This is a genomic window from Enterococcus olivae, assembly GCF_053760925.1.
The window spans coordinates 1-16,023 of sequence record NZ_JBSMVT010000001.1 but is presented as its reverse complement, the minus strand read 5'-3'; the positions used below and the strand labels follow the sequence as shown (position 1 = coordinate 16,023).

At 39.4% G+C, this 16,023-nt stretch carries 18 protein-coding genes; 12 read left to right on the top strand and 6 right to left on the bottom strand.

What is annotated here, in order from left to right:
* Positions 1-109 precede the first annotated feature (109 nt).
* From istA to holA, 8 genes are all read left to right on the top strand, one after another.
* Positions 110-1,657 (top strand): IS21 family transposase, encoded by a 1,548-nt coding sequence (gene istA, locus ACWODM_RS00090; protein ID WP_455319318.1) that lies wholly within the window; start codon positions 110-112, stop codon positions 1,655-1,657.
* Positions 1,654-2,400, top strand: a complete 747-nt coding sequence (istB, locus tag ACWODM_RS00085) for an IS21-like element helper ATPase IstB (protein WP_455319317.1) — start codon at positions 1,654-1,656, stop codon at positions 2,398-2,400. Before istA ends, istB begins: the two co-directional genes overlap by 4 nt.
* A 28-nt stretch (positions 2,401-2,428) precedes the next feature.
* Positions 2,429-2,737: a hypothetical protein gene (locus ACWODM_RS00080; RefSeq protein WP_455319316.1), complete on the top strand. Its 309-nt coding sequence runs from the start codon at positions 2,429-2,431 to the stop codon at positions 2,735-2,737.
* Positions 2,738-3,088: 351 nt separating this feature from the next.
* Positions 3,089-3,190, top strand: a complete 102-nt coding sequence (locus ACWODM_RS00075; protein WP_455319315.1) for an SDR family NAD(P)-dependent oxidoreductase — start codon at positions 3,089-3,091, stop codon at positions 3,188-3,190.
* Positions 3,191-3,231: 41 nt separating this feature from the next.
* Positions 3,232-3,795: an SDR family NAD(P)-dependent oxidoreductase gene (locus ACWODM_RS00070; protein ID WP_455319314.1), complete on the top strand. Its 564-nt coding sequence runs from the start codon at positions 3,232-3,234 to the stop codon at positions 3,793-3,795.
* Positions 3,796-4,110: 315 nt separating this feature from the next.
* Positions 4,111-4,644 carry a ComE operon protein 2 gene (locus tag ACWODM_RS00065; RefSeq protein WP_455319313.1) on the top strand — a complete coding sequence of 178 codons (534 nt, stop codon included), beginning with the start codon at positions 4,111-4,113 and terminating at the stop codon, positions 4,642-4,644.
* Positions 4,634-6,889 carry a DNA internalization-related competence protein ComEC/Rec2 gene (locus ACWODM_RS00060; protein WP_455319312.1) on the top strand — a complete coding sequence of 752 codons (2,256 nt, stop codon included), beginning with the start codon at positions 4,634-4,636 and terminating at the stop codon, positions 6,887-6,889. The genes ACWODM_RS00065 and ACWODM_RS00060 overlap by 11 nt, the downstream gene beginning before the upstream one ends.
* A gap of 55 nt (positions 6,890-6,944) precedes the next feature.
* Entirely contained in the window at positions 6,945-7,976 is a 1,032-nt protein-coding gene (gene holA / locus ACWODM_RS00055) for a DNA polymerase III subunit delta (RefSeq protein ID WP_455319311.1), read from the top strand.
* 45 nt (positions 7,977-8,021) lie between these two features.
* Here holA and rpsT read toward each other — a convergent pair whose 3' ends face one another.
* From rpsT to ACWODM_RS00035, 4 genes are all read right to left on the bottom strand, one after another.
* Positions 8,022-8,276, bottom strand: coding sequence for a 30S ribosomal protein S20 (gene rpsT, locus ACWODM_RS00050; RefSeq protein ID WP_455319310.1), 255 nt, complete (start codon positions 8,274-8,276; stop codon positions 8,022-8,024).
* A gap of 131 nt (positions 8,277-8,407) precedes the next feature.
* Complete coding sequence (locus ACWODM_RS00045; protein WP_455319309.1) at positions 8,408-9,241, bottom strand: undecaprenyl-diphosphate phosphatase; 834 nt, start codon at positions 9,239-9,241, stop codon at positions 8,408-8,410.
* A 149-nt stretch (positions 9,242-9,390) separates the two neighbouring features.
* The gene (locus tag ACWODM_RS00040) at positions 9,391-10,095 is read right to left on the bottom strand and encodes a histidine phosphatase family protein (RefSeq protein WP_455319308.1); all 705 of its coding nucleotides are present in this window, start codon (positions 10,093-10,095) and stop codon (positions 9,391-9,393) included.
* A gap of 14 nt (positions 10,096-10,109) precedes the next feature.
* A complete protein-coding gene (locus ACWODM_RS00035) occupies positions 10,110-10,715 on the bottom strand; it encodes an MBL fold metallo-hydrolase (protein WP_455319307.1) in 606 nt (201 codons plus the stop codon).
* 203 nt (positions 10,716-10,918) lie between these two features.
* On the opposite strand from ACWODM_RS00035, the gene ACWODM_RS00030 reads away from it, so the two are divergent.
* The 3 genes from ACWODM_RS00030 to ACWODM_RS00020 all read left to right on the top strand — a co-directional run bounded on the left by ACWODM_RS00030 (position 10,919) and on the right by ACWODM_RS00020 (position 14,337).
* Complete coding sequence (locus tag ACWODM_RS00030) at positions 10,919-11,434, top strand: hypothetical protein (protein WP_455319306.1); 516 nt, start codon at positions 10,919-10,921, stop codon at positions 11,432-11,434.
* Positions 11,435-11,522: 88 nt separating this feature from the next.
* Positions 11,523-11,900 carry a phage holin family protein gene (locus ACWODM_RS00025; RefSeq protein ID WP_455319305.1) on the top strand — a complete coding sequence of 126 codons (378 nt, stop codon included), beginning with the start codon at positions 11,523-11,525 and terminating at the stop codon, positions 11,898-11,900.
* A gap of 79 nt (positions 11,901-11,979) precedes the next feature.
* Positions 11,980-14,337: an ATP-dependent DNA helicase gene (locus ACWODM_RS00020; RefSeq protein WP_455319304.1), complete on the top strand. Its 2,358-nt coding sequence runs from the start codon at positions 11,980-11,982 to the stop codon at positions 14,335-14,337.
* A gap of 26 nt (positions 14,338-14,363) precedes the next feature.
* Here ACWODM_RS00020 and ACWODM_RS00015 read toward each other — a convergent pair whose 3' ends face one another.
* On the bottom strand, positions 14,364-14,855 hold the full coding sequence (locus ACWODM_RS00015; RefSeq protein ID WP_455319303.1) for a YajQ family cyclic di-GMP-binding protein: 492 nt from the start codon (positions 14,853-14,855) through the stop codon (positions 14,364-14,366).
* Between the two features lie 125 nt (positions 14,856-14,980).
* Between ACWODM_RS00015 and ACWODM_RS00010 the strand changes: the two genes are divergently transcribed.
* The gene (locus ACWODM_RS00010; RefSeq protein WP_455319302.1) at positions 14,981-15,316 is read left to right on the top strand and encodes a metal-sulfur cluster assembly factor; all 336 of its coding nucleotides are present in this window, start codon (positions 14,981-14,983) and stop codon (positions 15,314-15,316) included.
* Positions 15,317-15,535: 219 nt separating this feature from the next.
* Here the strand turns inward: ACWODM_RS00010 and ACWODM_RS00005 are convergent.
* The coding region (locus ACWODM_RS00005; RefSeq protein ID WP_455319301.1) for a transposase at positions 15,536-16,023 on the bottom strand (488 nt) is incomplete at its 5' end.

Here is a 16,023-nt window from a genome sequence, read left to right as displayed (position 1 = left end):
TGACAACTGAAGTTACCACTAGGTAAAATAGATGATTAAATCAACAATACCTCCAATATAATGAAGGAGCACACGATTGTGCAAAACATTATATTGGAGGTATTTTTTTATGATTCAATATCGAAAAATATTGGAAATGGCCCACGAGGGCTTGAGCTTACGGACTGTCTCCGCAAGTACGGGTCATGGTCGGCCAAAAGTCACTGAAATTCTTCAGTTGGCTAAAGAAAAAGGACTTGAATGCCCTCTGACAGAGGAGATGGATGACCATTGGATAGAAGAATTTCTTTATCCATACAAAGCCATTGAAAATTCTGGCTACGGCATGATTGATTTTGAACTCGTGCATAGAGAGCTGGCTAAACCCAATGTAACCTTGTCGCTGCTTCACTATGAGTATGGTATCAGTTGTCGTGCGAATGGCAAGATTCCTTATACCTATCGGTCTTTTTTACGTCATTACAAAGCTTATGCAGACAAGTACAAGGCAACCCTAAGGGTTCGTAGAAAACCAGGAGAAATTATGGAAGTGGATTGGGCAGGATCAACAGCATTTATCATTGATCGAGATACAGGGGAAAAAGTAAAGGCTTATGTTTTTGTCGCGACACTTCCGTGCAGCCAATTGTCCTACGCTGAGGCTACCTTATCCATGGACATGAACGCTTGGATTGGTGCACATAACCGTGCTTTTGAATACTTTGGAGGAAGTACGCAGATTGTTGTTCCGGATAACCTTAAAACGTCCGTTACCCGCCATACGCTGAAAGAACTCGTGCTGAATCCGACATATCGTGAAATGTGTGATCATTACGGGACTTTATGCATGCCGGCAAGGGTTCGGGCTCCTCAAGACAAAGCGTCTGTTGAAGGCTCGGTCAGCACAATATCGACATGGATAATTGCGGCTTTACGGAACGAGCACTGTTTTACTCTGAACGACTTGAATCAAAAAGTCGGCCTGAAGCTCGAAGAATTTAATCATAGAGATTTCTCGAAAAAGATAGGCACTCGCTTTACAGCGTTTGAAGAAGAGGAGAAATTCGCACTTTCACCTCTTCCAGCAAAACCATACAAGATGGCCGAGTGGAGAACCGCTAAAGTACGCCTGGATTATCATATCAGCATTGGAAATATGTTTTATTCCGTCCCATATGAATACATCGGGAAAAACGTCGATGTACGTGTTTCTGAGCATCTCATCGAGGTCTTCTTCAAACAAATGCGAGTAGCTACACACTCCCGATTATATGGGAAATTCGGTCAGTTATCCACCAGTAAAGATCACATGCCTGACAACCATAAATTGTATATCGAGCAAACACCGGAAAATGCCTTACAATGGGCAGAAACGATCGGAGAGAACACTTTGCGCCTCATTCAATATCTATTAGACACCTATCAGGTTGAGCGCAAGGCACTCTCGTCTATTTTTTCTTTAAAAAATAGTTCCCGCCGTTATACCAAGTACGAAATCGAAAGAGCGTGCAAGGAAATCTTGAATGTCACTCAGCGACCGACGGTCAAATTAGTTCAAAATCAACTGAAAGCAAATAAGAAAAAAGATGCCGAGAAAGCACTGGAAAAACCATCCAAGTCTCAGGATGATTTCGGATTTACACGCGGCGCAGATTATTGGGGAGGAAAAGGACAATGAACGAACAAACAATAAGCAAAATGATTTCAATGAAATTATCAGGGATGGTAGAAGGATATCAGAACCAAGAGAGTTCGCCGGAGTTCAAAAAAATGAGTTTTGAAGAAAGATTCCAGCTGTTGATCGATCATGAGTACGACAGACGCAAATCGAACACGTTGAAAAGATTGATCAAGAGCGCTAACTTTCAAGATTCACAGGCTTGCATTGAAGACATCGAATACCACGAAGACCGGAAATTAGAGAAGATGCGTATCTTGGAACTGTCCAGCTGCAATTACATTCGCCAAACAAACAACATTATCGTCAAAGGTCCAACTGGAGCTGGAAAAAGCTATATCGCACAAGCTTTCGGCATATCAGCTTGCCGTCAACACCATACTGTGAAGTATGTGCGCCTTCCGGAGTTACTGGATGAACTGATGGTGGAGCAATATCGAAATGACGATTCTTACCGCAAAAGTATTAAAAAACTTTCCAAAGTAGACCTACTGATTCTTGATGAATGGCTTTTAATCGATATTTCGCCAGAGCAGGCAGCGCTCGTTCTTGAAATTGTGGAAATGAGATACAAGCTCAAATCGACTATTTTCTGTTCCCAGATAGATCCGCAAGGATGGCCTCAAAAGCTTGGGAATGGCACTGTAGCTGAAGCAATTATGGATCGAATCGTGCATAACTCGATCCAATTATTGATAGATGGAGAAATATCCATGCGTGAACGACATGGCATCCGCAACTAAATTTCAATGTAAGGAGGTTTAAACGAATATGTGTTATGAAGATGAAACCGAAGATTATTATAAAATGTTAGATAAGCAATCTGAGGAGGACGCTCTTGTTTCTTTTATCGTGGCCCTGATTGAATATTCTACTGAATTGGAAGAACAAGTTGTCGACCTAAGGCGCACTGTCAATCAATTATCAGATGAGGAACGTCTTGCGTTCCCTGATTTAGAGGGAGATATTTATCAAGTGTTTGATGATTATTCCGCGTACAGAAAGTACCAAAGTCTCATTGAGGAGCGTATCGAATGGAATAAAAATCACCCTGTTTCCGAGATAATGAAAGGGCTATAGCAGCATCAACCAATACTAACTTTAAATTTTACAGGTAGAAAACATACTTGAAATCACCTAAGAGCCGTTCCTGGATTATATGGAATGGCTCTTAGGTGACCTTAAGGTCAGTATAGTTGCTGTTAAACTCTCTGCACACTTACTGGTAAAGTGTATTCACCGATGGTGCATTTTGACCTTATTCACGAAAAGCTGTCCACTTCCTTTATTTAAAGGATTAGGGCAGCTTTTCTCGATTGTTTTTCTCACTGGTAACTTGTCTGGCACTCACTGGTAATATCGGTGTCACTAGGTGGTAATAACTATGTCACTGCTGGTAATTTCCTGTGGCGGATATCAGGGGAGATTGTAATGGAAACAAATCAAAAAGTTGCTTTAGTGACTGGAGCGAATAGAGGGATCGGCTTTGAATTGGTCAGACAACTGGCACAACAAGGGATAAAGTATTGTTAGCCAGTCGAAATCCTCAAAAGGGTTAACAGGCAGTTCAAGCCTTGAAAAAATCGTCACTCGATGTAGCGTATTTGCATTTGGATGTGGATTCACTAGAAAGTATCCAACAAGCAAACGATCGGGTGAGCCATGAATATGGAAAACTTGATATTCTGATCAATAATGCCGGAATTCTTTTAGATCAACAAGGCGGTCTGCTGAAGGAAGATGCTTCTATTTTGGAACAAACATTAAAAACCAACCTACTAGGGGCTTACTATGTCACTAAAACATTTCTTCCACTTATGATGGCTAATGATTATGGGAGGATCGTCAATATTTCTTCGACAATGGGAAAACTCAGTGCCTTAACTTCTGAAAGAAGTGGCGCGTATAAACTGTCTAAATTTGCTTTGAATGGACTCACACAGCTTTTAGCTGCTGAGGTAACTGGTGATATCAGGGTCAACGCTGTGTGCCCAGGCTGGGTCAGTACAGATATGGGTGGTTTAAGTGCTTCAAGGACACCACAAGAAGCTGCAAAAAAAATCCTTTGGTTGACGACGCTAGATGCATCTGGACCAAATGTACAATTCTTTTCTGACGGTCAAAAAATTTCTTGGTAAAGTTGCAATAGATATACAGTTTGTTTTTGCTAATAGTTGTTATTTTGACCAGAAAAGAACGAAAATTGCGTATTTTTATTTGAAAGGCAGTTCGAACGTTCTTTGAAAACTAAATATATTTACAGGAATATAAAGGGTCATTATTCTTTGGAATCTGTACACAAAGTAGTGGGAATATGGTAATATTTGGACAAGATACAGATTATTTGATCAACTTTTTATTTGACGTTCAGTTAAGTAACTTGAGCGACCATAGGCATTCTGGGTAATGAAAATATAAAAAATCATTTGGACTAAAAATAAGGGAGAATTTGAATGGAAAAAAAGAATGACAAAACAAACAGCCATAATTCAAAAGAATTTGCAAAAGCAAAAGATAGTCGTATCCCTTGGGACCAATATTTTATGGCTCAGGCGGTCCTCTTAGCCTTAAGAAGTACTTGTACCAGACTTGAAGTTGGGGCGACTTTGGTCAAGGATCGTCGGATCATTGCTGGTGGGTACAACGGCTCGGTGAGCGGGGACGATCATTGTATAGACGATGGCTGCTACGTAGTAGAGGGACATTGTATACGAACGATCCATGCGGAGATGAATGCCCTGTTGCAATGTGCTAAATTAGGGATTTCAACAGCAGGATCAGAAATTTATGTGACACATTTTCCTTGCTTGCCCTGTACCAAGGCGATTTTACAAGCAGGGATCAAAAAAATTTATTATTTGAATGATTATCGCAACAATGATTATGCCATGGACTTAATCAAGCATGTTGGGGTAGAAGTAGAACAAGTGAAGTTAGAGCCAAAATATTTTGAAAAATTGTCTTTTGGTAAATTAAATGAAGAATAAAGAACGAAAGCAATGGAAGAACCAGCTGGTTTTTCCATTGCTTTTCTCTATCTGTTTTTTATATAGTTTTCTTTTACAGTGGCCCTTTTTGTTTTTGATTGGCTGCTATTTTTTAGCTGTACTGTGCTATAAAAAACGATATGTGTTGGTCCTGATCGGTCTTTTATGCAGCGGTCTTTTGTTTATCAGGATGAAGCAAACCTATCTTATCGAAGTTCCTGAAGAAACGACCATTCAATTGCAGATGCGTGTCTTTCCCGATACGATCCAATTGAATGGAGACTTGATCACCTTCGAAGGGAAGACGGTCTATGGCAAGATTAGAGGGCAGTACAAAGCAACCTCAAAGGAAGAGGTGAAGGAGTGGGGAAGGAGAACAAATTGGAATAAACAGCTGTTGGTGAACGGTTTTTTCAAAGAAAAGGAACAAAAACGGAACAAGCATGGCTTTGATGTCAGTGACTTCTATTTCTCAGCTGGACTTTTGGGGAATTTTATTGTGGAGGAGATTCGTAGTGAGAAAACACTTTCCTCGTGGTATTCTCTCAGAAAGATCCGAGCGACCGCTATTGATTGGATGGAAATACATTTTTCACCAAAATTGACTGTTTATTTGTGGGCATTGTTATTAGGCTATCGAGATCAATCCTTCCATGAATTAAGAGATATCTACAGCGGGAGTGGTATCTTGCATTTTTTTACAATTTCGGGGATGCATGTCTATTTGTTTTATGGCTGGATGCACTATTTGTTTAGACGAACGAGGCTGATATTTCAAGAATTCGCCCCAGCAGGTGCGGTATTGATCTTTTTTTCAATTTTTTTATTTGGACAAGGAGTAAGTGTCTTACGGGCTTCTTGTTTGTATTTGTTGAACGTCTCTTTAAAGGAGAAGAGAATTTATTTGTCGAGCATGGATCGTTTTAGTATCATCGCTCTGCTCTTATTGTTATTAGAACCAAAAATATTGTTGCAGTTATCAGGGATCTTGTCCTTAGGTATCTCCTGGTTCATCTTGCTCTGTCCATTTTCAACTGAAGGATTTTATGGAGCCGTGAAACGCTCGCAGGTGATTGCTTGCTTGGCAGCACCGATCTTTATGTATTCTTTCTTTGAACTGCCGCTATTGACGGGTATTTTGACAGCAATCTGTGCACCGTTCTTTTCTTTCTTTTTACTACCTTTAGGGGCAATCACGAGTCTTTTAACAATGCTCGGTATAAAAACGGCAAGTCTGAATTGGCTACTGCTTGCGGGTATTTCCTTGTTTGAAGAACTTTTGTCTTATACCAAATCGCTAGTATTGATCACAGGCAAGCCACCTTTGCTTCTTGTTTGGCTGACGATAATCAGTAGTTTACTTATTTATCAGAGTAGCAAAAAACGCTGGTTGTTTGTCCCGTTACTGATATTACTTATCAGTCAACGAGTATCGCTAACAGCCTCGGTTTCTTTTGTAGATGTTGGCCAAGGAGACAGTGTTGTTCTGCAAAGTCTGTTTAATCAAGAGGTGTATGTCATCGATACTGGGGGACGATTGCAATTTGAACAAGAAAAGTGGAAAACCAGAAATTATCGCGCTAGCATTGAATATACTTTGTTACCATTTTTGAAAGGAGAGGGAGTGACTCAGATCACTGGTTTGTTCCTTACTCATGGTGACGCAGATCATATGGGAGATGCGTTAGAATTGATTCAGCAGATACCCGTCCAATGGGTCTATGTGGGAAAAGGAAGCCTGTCACATCCTAGTATTCAGCGTTTGGCAGCTCAATTGCCAAAACGAACTAATATTCGTGAAGTTTCAGAAAATGAACAGATAGGTAAAAGAATCCCTCTGAAGGTGCTAGCACCTCAACATCTTGGGAAAGGTGAAAATGAGGATTCACTGGTTTTAACCACAGTCATTCGTAATACTAGCTTTTTGATGACAGGTGATTTAGGCAAGGAGGGGGAAAAACAATTGCTCACCCATTATCCCAAGTTGAAAGCGGAGGTCATGAAGCTTGGGCATCATGGGAGCCAGACTTCTACTGATCCGGCATTTATCGAGAAAATCGGCTTGAAGCATGGGATTATTTCTTGCGGAAAGAACAATCGCTTCAATCATCCTCATCCAGAAGTTTTGGATACACTGAATCATGCAAAGGTTCAAATATACCGGACTGATCAAGACGGAATGGTCCGCTATGTGTGGTATCCGAAAGATCGTTTTCCAAAGATATGGACAGCAAAAGAACACTAGCATTTGTTTCTGCTTCATGATAGGATAACCATTGAAAGAATGGAGAGGACGAGAGATGAACACGCAAAAAGTATTACAGGAGATTCGCTCACAGAAATTTCAACCGGTTTATTTGGTTTTGGGAACGGAAGATTTTTTACAAAATCAAGTACGTGAAGCGTTTCTGACCAGCTTGAATGTCGATCAGGACGATTTGAACTTTGCTCAGTTTGACTTAGAACAGGATTCGCTGGATGTTGTGTTGGATGAAGCACAATCTACGCCTTTTTTTGGAGACTATCGTTTGATTTTTGTTGAACATCCATTCTTTTTGACGGCAGAGAAGAAAAGTAATGCACCGGAACACAATCTTGACGGACTACTGGATTATTTGAAGAATCCAGTGGATACCTCAATTCTCGTAATTTTTGCAAGCTATGAAAAAATGGATGAACGAAAAAAGGTAACGAAGCAGTTGAAGCAGGCAGCAACTCTTGTTGAAGTTCAACCGATGAAGGAAGCGGAGGTTCGACGTTATCTTCAACAGACATTGGACAATGAGGGGCTGGTCATGCAGCGGGAAGCCTTTGAGTTGTTTGTTCGATTGACAGATGTCAGCCTGTCAAAGGCGATGCAGGAATTGGACAAGCTACGCCTATATGCTGGTGAGGAGAAACGTATTTCAAAATATGCAGTAGAAGAGCTGATTCCCAAATCACTGGAGCATAATGTTTTTGATTTGACGACATACGTTCTTCAAGGTAAGACGGAAGCGGCTTTACGATTGTACGAAGATCTGCATATTCAAGGAGAAGAAACAATCAAGATCAATGCTATTCTGATCAGTCAGATTCGCTTGCTTTTGCAGACAGCAATTCTAATGAAGGTTGGTTATCAGCAGGGAAATATTGTCGAGACGTTGAAAATTCATCCTTATCGGGTCAAACTGGCGATGCAGCAGGCACGAAAGTTCGATCAAAAGGCTCTCAGCTTGTTATACGATGAGTTGATCGAGAATGATTATCTGATCAAAAGTGGCAGAATGGACAAAGAATTTCTATTTCAGCTGTTTGTCTTGAAAACAGCCAATCAGTTACAGGCGAAATAAAAAGAAAAAGGGGAAAGCAAGTTGCTTTCCCCTTTTTCTTTAGCATTATTTAGCTACTTTTTTGCTTAGACGAGATTTGTCACGACCAGCTTTGTTTTTATGGATCAATCCTTTTGACTCAGCCATATCGATTGCTTTAACAGCATCTTTAAATAACGCATCTACGTTATCCGCACCTGATTCAACAGCTTCTTCAAATTTTTTGATAGCTGTACGCATTGTGCTCAATTGAGATGAATTTTTAGCATTAGCAACTTCGCTTGTACGCACACGTTTGATTGCAGATTCAATGTTTGGCATTTGTTTCACCTCCGAATAAAAAAGTTATTATACGAAAAACGTATAAATCAACACTAGTCATTATACATAAACAAAACGAGCAATGCAATAATAAGTTGTAAAGAAATTTTACTTAACACAAAAAACAAGAATTACATTGCAAATGCCCAATAGCCGATCAGAATGATACCTAAAACGATTCGATACCAACCAAAGGCAGTAAAATCATTTTTCTTGATGTAATTCATCAAGAATTTGATAGCAACGACTGAAACAAGGAAGGAAACGATCGTACCGACCAGTAAAATCACGATTCCTTGAAAGTCGAAGCTATTGCCAGAAGTTATAAACTTAACGACTTTTAGCAAGCTAGCACCAAACATGGTTGGAATTCCTAAGAAGAAAGAAAACTCTGCCGAAACGAAGCGCGAAGCTCCAACTAAAATTCCCCCAAGAATCGTTGCACCTGAACGTGAAGTACCTGGAATTAGGGCTAAAACTTGGAACATACCGATAACAAAAGCAAAACGAAAGGTGATATCAGTCAACTGAGTCGCTTTTGGAACACGATCTCTGTTTCTTTTTTCAACAACGATAAAGGCGATCCCATAGACAATCAGCATGATCGCTACTGGTAAAAATTTATGGAAATGAGCATCTAACCAGTCATCGAGAGGCAAGCCAATGATCGCTGACGGAATAATAGCGACGATTACTTTGAACCACAATGACCAGGTGTCGCGGTTTTCTTCCTTTGATTTAGAAGGAGAGAAGGGATTCAGCTTGTTAAAATACAAGACAACCACAGCCAAAATCGCCCCTAGCTGGATCACGACATTAAACATTGTCATAAATGCTTCACTAGCTTCTAGCTGAATAAATTCATCCGCTAGAATCAAATGTCCGGTACTACTGATCGGCAACCACTCGGTGATTCCTTCGATAACACCTAAAACTACGGCTTTGATAATATTTGCAAAAAACATTTTTTCCATCCTTTCATTACATAATGACAAGATTTAGTATACCTTTTCTTGAAAAGATTACCAACTTTTTTTCAAAAAAAGAAGCAAACAAAAATAGTTTGCTTCCTCTTGAAGCTGCAGTATCAACCTTTGTGATAAAGGTGTGTATGCTAGCTTAATGAATTTTTAGAGATTTCCTTGCCTTTTTCGATATAATCTGTTGAACCAACTTCTTCGCAAATAAACTGGCCATCCTCATAAACTAATCGGGTAACAGAACCATTTTCCAAGTCCATACGAACATTGTTTTCTTCTTGGATCAAGTTCAGCAAGAAAGCAATCGTTAGGCCATGAGAAACGATTACGGCTTTTCCGCCGCCATTTTTCTCTACACGATGAGCGACGTCTTCAAAGCCTGTCATTACGCGAGTGCTTAGTTCTTCATATGTTTCTGCCCAATTAGCTGTATCGGCAGCATGGATCGCTTCACAGATGTCTTTAAACGTAGTTTCACGGTCGATCATTTCATCGTAGTTTTCGAAGTTCAATACACGAGGCACGACTCCCCACATCTCAGCGTCATAACCACCTTCTAAAGAACCGAAACACCATTCACGGATTCTTTGGTCAGTATGGTAAGGAATCTCGCTGCCTTTTGAATGCTGATTCAAGATGATGCGCATCGTTTCGATCGCCCGACCGCTGTCGCTAGAAACTGCTTCAACAAAATCGATGTCTTTTAAACCAACACCAAGATTTTCGATTCCAGCCACACCGGTTTTCGTTAGGGGAGTATCACACCATCCTTGTACACGCTGCAGTGTATTGAACATTGTTTTCCCATGTCTTACGATATAAAGTTCTGTTTTCGCCATAATTATTCTCTCCTTCAGTTAAAAAACGGATTTGTATTTTTTTCATGTTCGATCGTTGTTGCTTCACCATGCCCAGGGTAAGCTGGTAGTTCACCAGGTAAGGTAAAAAGTTGTGTTTGAATGCTGTGTAAAAGCTGTTCAAGACTGCCTGTGTGCAGATCAGTCCGACCGATACTTCCACGAAACAGTGCATCTCCACAAACTACAAAGTCATTAAAGATAAAACTTACACTGCCGATTGAATGTCCAGGTGTAGCGACCACACGAAAAGTAAAAGGACCGATCGTGTATGCTCTCAACTCTAGTTCGAATTCAGCCGGACGTGCAGTGATTGCTCGGGATTCAGAAAGATTGAGAACGGGATCTTGCAGCCAATCCTTTTCTAATGGACTCACATATACAGGAATTTGGTAGAAATCTCGCAATTGATCGACTGCTCCGATATGATCATGGTGCGTATGTGTCAGCAAAATCGCTAAAGGTTTTGCTTCAATTTTCTCAATTTCTTTGATGATTTTTTCGGCATCTGCTCCTGGATCAATAATTAGCAGTTCCTGATTTTGCCAGACTAAGTAACAATTTTCATCAATTACACCCGTGACGATACGTGTAATTTCCATAAAAGCCCTCCTTGTCTAATGATACTTCAAGTATAACGTAAACAAGGTCTACAAACAAAAAGAATTTTTTAGAAAAACAGGAATTGTTAAGTATCTGATTAGAAAGAACAGGAATAAATTAAAAATTACATGAAAAATTTCTCCTTTAAAATTGTTCGTTTCGCTTCTTTGCTATACTTATTTTAGATAGGAGGTAACTGTCATTGAAAAAAACATTAGTAGTAATAGTTCTTGTTTTTTCGAATCTTCTTTTTGTTGCATGTCAGCCATCTCCTGAGGTCATTGAAACGAGTAATGATCCGATCGTAGAAAGTACACCGATCGTCCAGGAGACAGAAGTCTCGGATGTGCTTCTGATGCAGGAAGAAGCTAGAATGTTTCCGCAAAATCAAGGAGTCTATGATTTTAGTGAAGGCAAGCTGACGATTGTGAAGCAATATATACCTAGTAGTCATCAAAAAGACTATCTGACGATTAGTGAGATCGACCTCGACCCTATCAAAAAAGATTTTGAAAAGACCTTTCCAAGTAAAGAATGGGAAGGGGATCCTTATATGGTTTATGAAGACACGTTTTCTCCAGTTTCTTTGTCTATCGATGAGGAAAAGATCGAGCTTATTGGTGAGGACTTTAAGAAAATCTTCTTTTTTGAAGACGAAGACAATCATCGTGTTTATGATGAGCACAATATCATTTATACGATTCAATACGACAAATAAAACTTTAAAAGGAATTTTGATTTTTTTCAAAATTCCTTTTACATTTTCTCAATTTTTTTCGTTACTAGTAATGAAAGGAGTGGAGAATATGGATGTTAATCAATGGTTTCAAACAATTAAGGAGCATAATATTTTATACGTCTTGTCCGTATTAGCGATCGCCATGGTTTTAGATTTTTTTAGCGGGATTCTGGCGGCAAAATGGATGAAAGCTGTGACTTCTAAAATAGGGATCAATGGCATTTTAAGAAAGCTGGCTAGTATGATCTTGCTGATTTTCTTTTTGCCAGTCGCTTTTTTGCTCCCTGCTTATGCAGGGATGACCATGCTCTATGTACTATATTTAGGTTATTTGTTTCTTGAAATACAATCGATTTTAGAGAATTATCAAAAAATGGGCATTGATGTAGAACCGTTTAAACGGTTTCTGATTCAGCTTAAAGAAATGTATCAAAAGAAAAAATAAAAGACTTTTAAAAAAATTTTTTGTTCGCTATACTTTTCGAATCAGTTCTCTATAATAAAAAGATAGAGAAGGTGAATCTATGCATCGTGGAAAAATATCGGTACGAAAGCTAGTAGAATTTATTTTAAGAAAAGGTAGTATCGACAACCGTAAAGTAAGTAATCATACTGCCCAAGAAGGTGCACGTATCCATAGGAAAATCCAAAAAGAGAGCGGCATAGACTATCAGAAAGAAGTTTTTTTAAAGACGGAAGTTTCTGTTGGAGAGGACACGCTGATTGTAGAAGGTAGAGCAGATGGTATCTTTAAGAAGGAAGAGTATTGGGTGATCGATGAGATCAAAACTTCTGAAGTGCAGTTTGAGGATCTGCCAGCAGATCAAATAGAATTATTTTTTTATCAGGCAATGGTTTATGCTTATATCTATAGTTTGCAAAATGAACTTTCGTCTATCGAGGTTCAATTGACATACTTTCAAACGACAGAGTCTCTAGTCACTCGCCAAAGCAGAACGTTTAGTTTTGATTTCCTGACCTCTTTCTTTGACGATCTGACGCAGGAATATCATCGTTGGCTGCTGTTTCAGGATGATTGGCGAAGGGTGCGAACAACGTCTTTACAAGCCTTACAGTTTCCTTATGAAGGATATCGGAAGGGGCAACGAGAATTGGCGGTGGCCGCTTATAAAACATTAAGGAATCAGCAGCGTCTCTTCGTGGAGGCCCCGACTGGAACGGGAAAAACGATCTCGACCTTATTTCCGGCCTTCAAGGCTTTGGGAGAAGAACGGGCGGATCGTATTTTCTATTTAACAGCAAAAACGATCACGCGACAGGTGGCAGAAGATGCCTTGCAGGCATTAGCTGAAGTTGGAGCTGAAACCAAAAGTGTCACCTTGACGGCCAAAGACAAAATTTGTTTTTTAGACGAACGTAAATGCAATCCCGATGACTGTCAGTATGCGAATGGCTATTACAATCGAATCAACGAAGGACTTTGGGATCTCTTGCATCATGAAAATCAATTTACACGTCCAGTAATTGAAAGATATGCTAAAAAACATCAGCTTTGCCCATTTGAGCTGTCATTAGATGTCAGTTTGTTTTGTGATGTGATCATTGGTGACTACAATTATTTGTTTGATCCTACCGTGTATTTGCGACGATTTTTTGAAGAGCCTGAAGAAAAGTATTATTTCTTGATTGACGAAGCACACAATTTAGTGAATCGTTCCAGAGAAATGTATTCAGCTACATTGCAACGTTCTGCTTTCAAAGGATTAAAAGAAAAACTTTCAAAAGACTATAAGAAAATTCATCGGAGCTTGAATAAAGTCGATCAAGAGTTTGGTGCCATTCAGACGATCGCCGAAGAGGAAAATTGGTCTTTCCATCATCAGGCGCCAGCTGCTGAAGGCTTGTTGAATCAATTGTTTAAATTCAGCGAACTAATGAAAGAGTGGTTGGCGGCACACCCAGAAGAGCCTGGATTGGAGAATATTTTAAGTGTTTATTTTGACTGCCTTCATTTTTTAAAAATCAGTGAATTTTATGATGATCATTATGAAACGACGATCGAGATCTCACGCTACGATCTAACGATTCGTCAACTGTGTCTTGAACCAGCTCCGTTTTTACAAAAAATGCTAGACAAAGGAGAGAGTAGCCTGCTATTTTCAGCAAGCTTCAGTCCCTTGCCTTATTATCAAGAGGTATTGGGAGGGGGAGAAGAAGCACTACGTTATCGTTTAGATAGTCCCTTCCCGATCGATCATCAACAAATCTTGATCGCTAATTACATTCAAACGACTTATAAACAAAGAATGGCTAGTTTGCCAGCAATTGTTGAGACTATCGTGATGATGGCAGAAGCCAAAAAAGGCAACTATTTAGTGTTTTTCCCATCATATAAATTTTTGGACGACACCTATAATTTATTTACCGAGTTGTTTCCTGAGATTCCCACTATCTTGCAAGACACAGATATGAACGAAGAGGAAAGAGAAGCGTTCTTGGCTAAATTTTCGGAAGAACCCGAGGAGTCACTCATAGGGTTTTGTGTATTGGGTGGAATTTTCTCAGAGGGAATTGACTTAAAAGGAACCCGCTTGATCGGCACAGCGATTGTGGGAGTAGGCTTGCCTCAAATCAATCCGGAACAAGAGTTGATCAAAGAGTATTTCGATGAGCACAAACAAGCAGGATTTGAATATGCGTATCAGCTACCTGGAATGAATAAAGTATTGCAAGCTGCTGGTCGGGTCATTCGGGATATGGAGGACAAAGGAACTGTATTACTGCTGGATCAGCGTTTCACTGCTCCGAGGTATCGTCAGCTCTTTCCATCTCACTGGCAAAAAGCCAAAATCTGTTTCCGTCCAACAGAGCTCGCAAAGGAATTAAAAAATTTTTGGCAAAAACAGTCGTTGACCAAGTAGAAAAAGTGGTCAACGACTGTTTCATTTTAACGGTAATTGGTAAACTGTAACTCGATTGGTAAGTCGACTTTTCTTAATAGTTGGATCACTTCCTGCAGATCATCCCGGCTTTTACCAGTCACACGGATTTGATCATTTTGAATTTGTGCTTTGACTTTGATTTTTGAGTTTTTGATCGCTGTCGTTACTTTTTTAGCATTCTCTTTATCGATACCACTAATCAAGTCCGCATGTTGTCGGGCTTTTGAGCCTAGGGCATGCTCTGTTTCTGAGAAATGGATATTTTTGATTGGAACAGCTCTTTTAACAAATTTTCCCAATAGAACATCTTTGATTTGTTCTAATTTGAAATCATCATCACCAACCAGGGTAAGCTTTTGATTATCCAAAGTAATATCAACCGTTGAACCTTTAAAATCAAAACGGTTTTTCAGCTCTTTCAATGTCATTTGGATAGCATTCTTCACTTCCTCCATATTCATTTCTGAAACAACATCAAAGCTTGCTTCTTTTGCCATTAAATCTCCTCCTAAAACCTTTGTTTTCTGTATTATACCATTTTCCTGCAAGATTCAGTTCAACGATTTACAAATAATCAGAAACAAGGTATGATTGCAAGTAGAACAATGAGGGAGGGATCGAGATGAGCGAAGCAAGAACCGATCAAGAAGTAGAAGAAATCAAAGATCGCATTTTGACTGCCTTGGAAACAGTTATCGACCCAGAGTTAGGGATCGATATTGTCAACTTAGGTTTAATATATGAAGTAGGATTTGATGGTGAGACTGGTGAATCAGTCATCAAAATGACACTGACTACCATGGGCTGCCCATTGGCGGATGTTATTACAGAAGAAATCCATGACGCACTCAAAGATGTACCAGAAGTAGAAAAAATTGAAGTAAAATTGGTTTGGTATCCCGCTTGGACAACAGACAAAATGAGCCGTTATGCCCGGATTGCTTTGGGGATTAGATAGGCGGTATATCAACGTTTTAAATTAGAAATATCAATAAAAAATTACATTAAAAAAGTCACTGGTGTTGCATAAAAATAATTTAGAATATTCTGAAAACTAATTTTCGTGGAAATAGGTCAAAAGAAACTGTGCTGACGCAAAGGATGACTTTTTCCAGAAAAATTTTTACCTGTTATTCAACTGAAAACCAAAAAAGTAACGAGCTAAATTTCTTTTTTCTCATGTGGGAATTAATTTTTCTAACCAACACTCAAAAGGCTGAAACAGTAAATAACGAAAGAATCGTTTGATTTGGAACACCGATTGTTCCGTTTTCGTCTCCAATTTGATGAGAAACGTAAGGAGAGCGGAAATCATCGTTAAAATCAATTGATTCTGCACGCCTTTTTCACTTTGAGAAAAGAACGTTTTACTGGTCATGTGTTGTTTGATGTGTTTGAAAAACAATTCAATTTGCCAACGAGCGTGATACATGTCCGCTATTTCTTTTGACGTACAGTCCATTCGATTGGTAATAAATTGAAACGCACGTCCACTTTTATCTTGAACAGTGACGAGTCGGAAAGTGGCAGTCAGATAAGTTTTAGAACCTAAACGAACCAGCTCATCTCGTAGAATTTCTTCTTCTGATGATTTTTCCAATGTGTCTACGACGTGAACTTTGGTATTTTTCTTGATGCGAGTGACGAAGAAATAGCCGTCCCAAT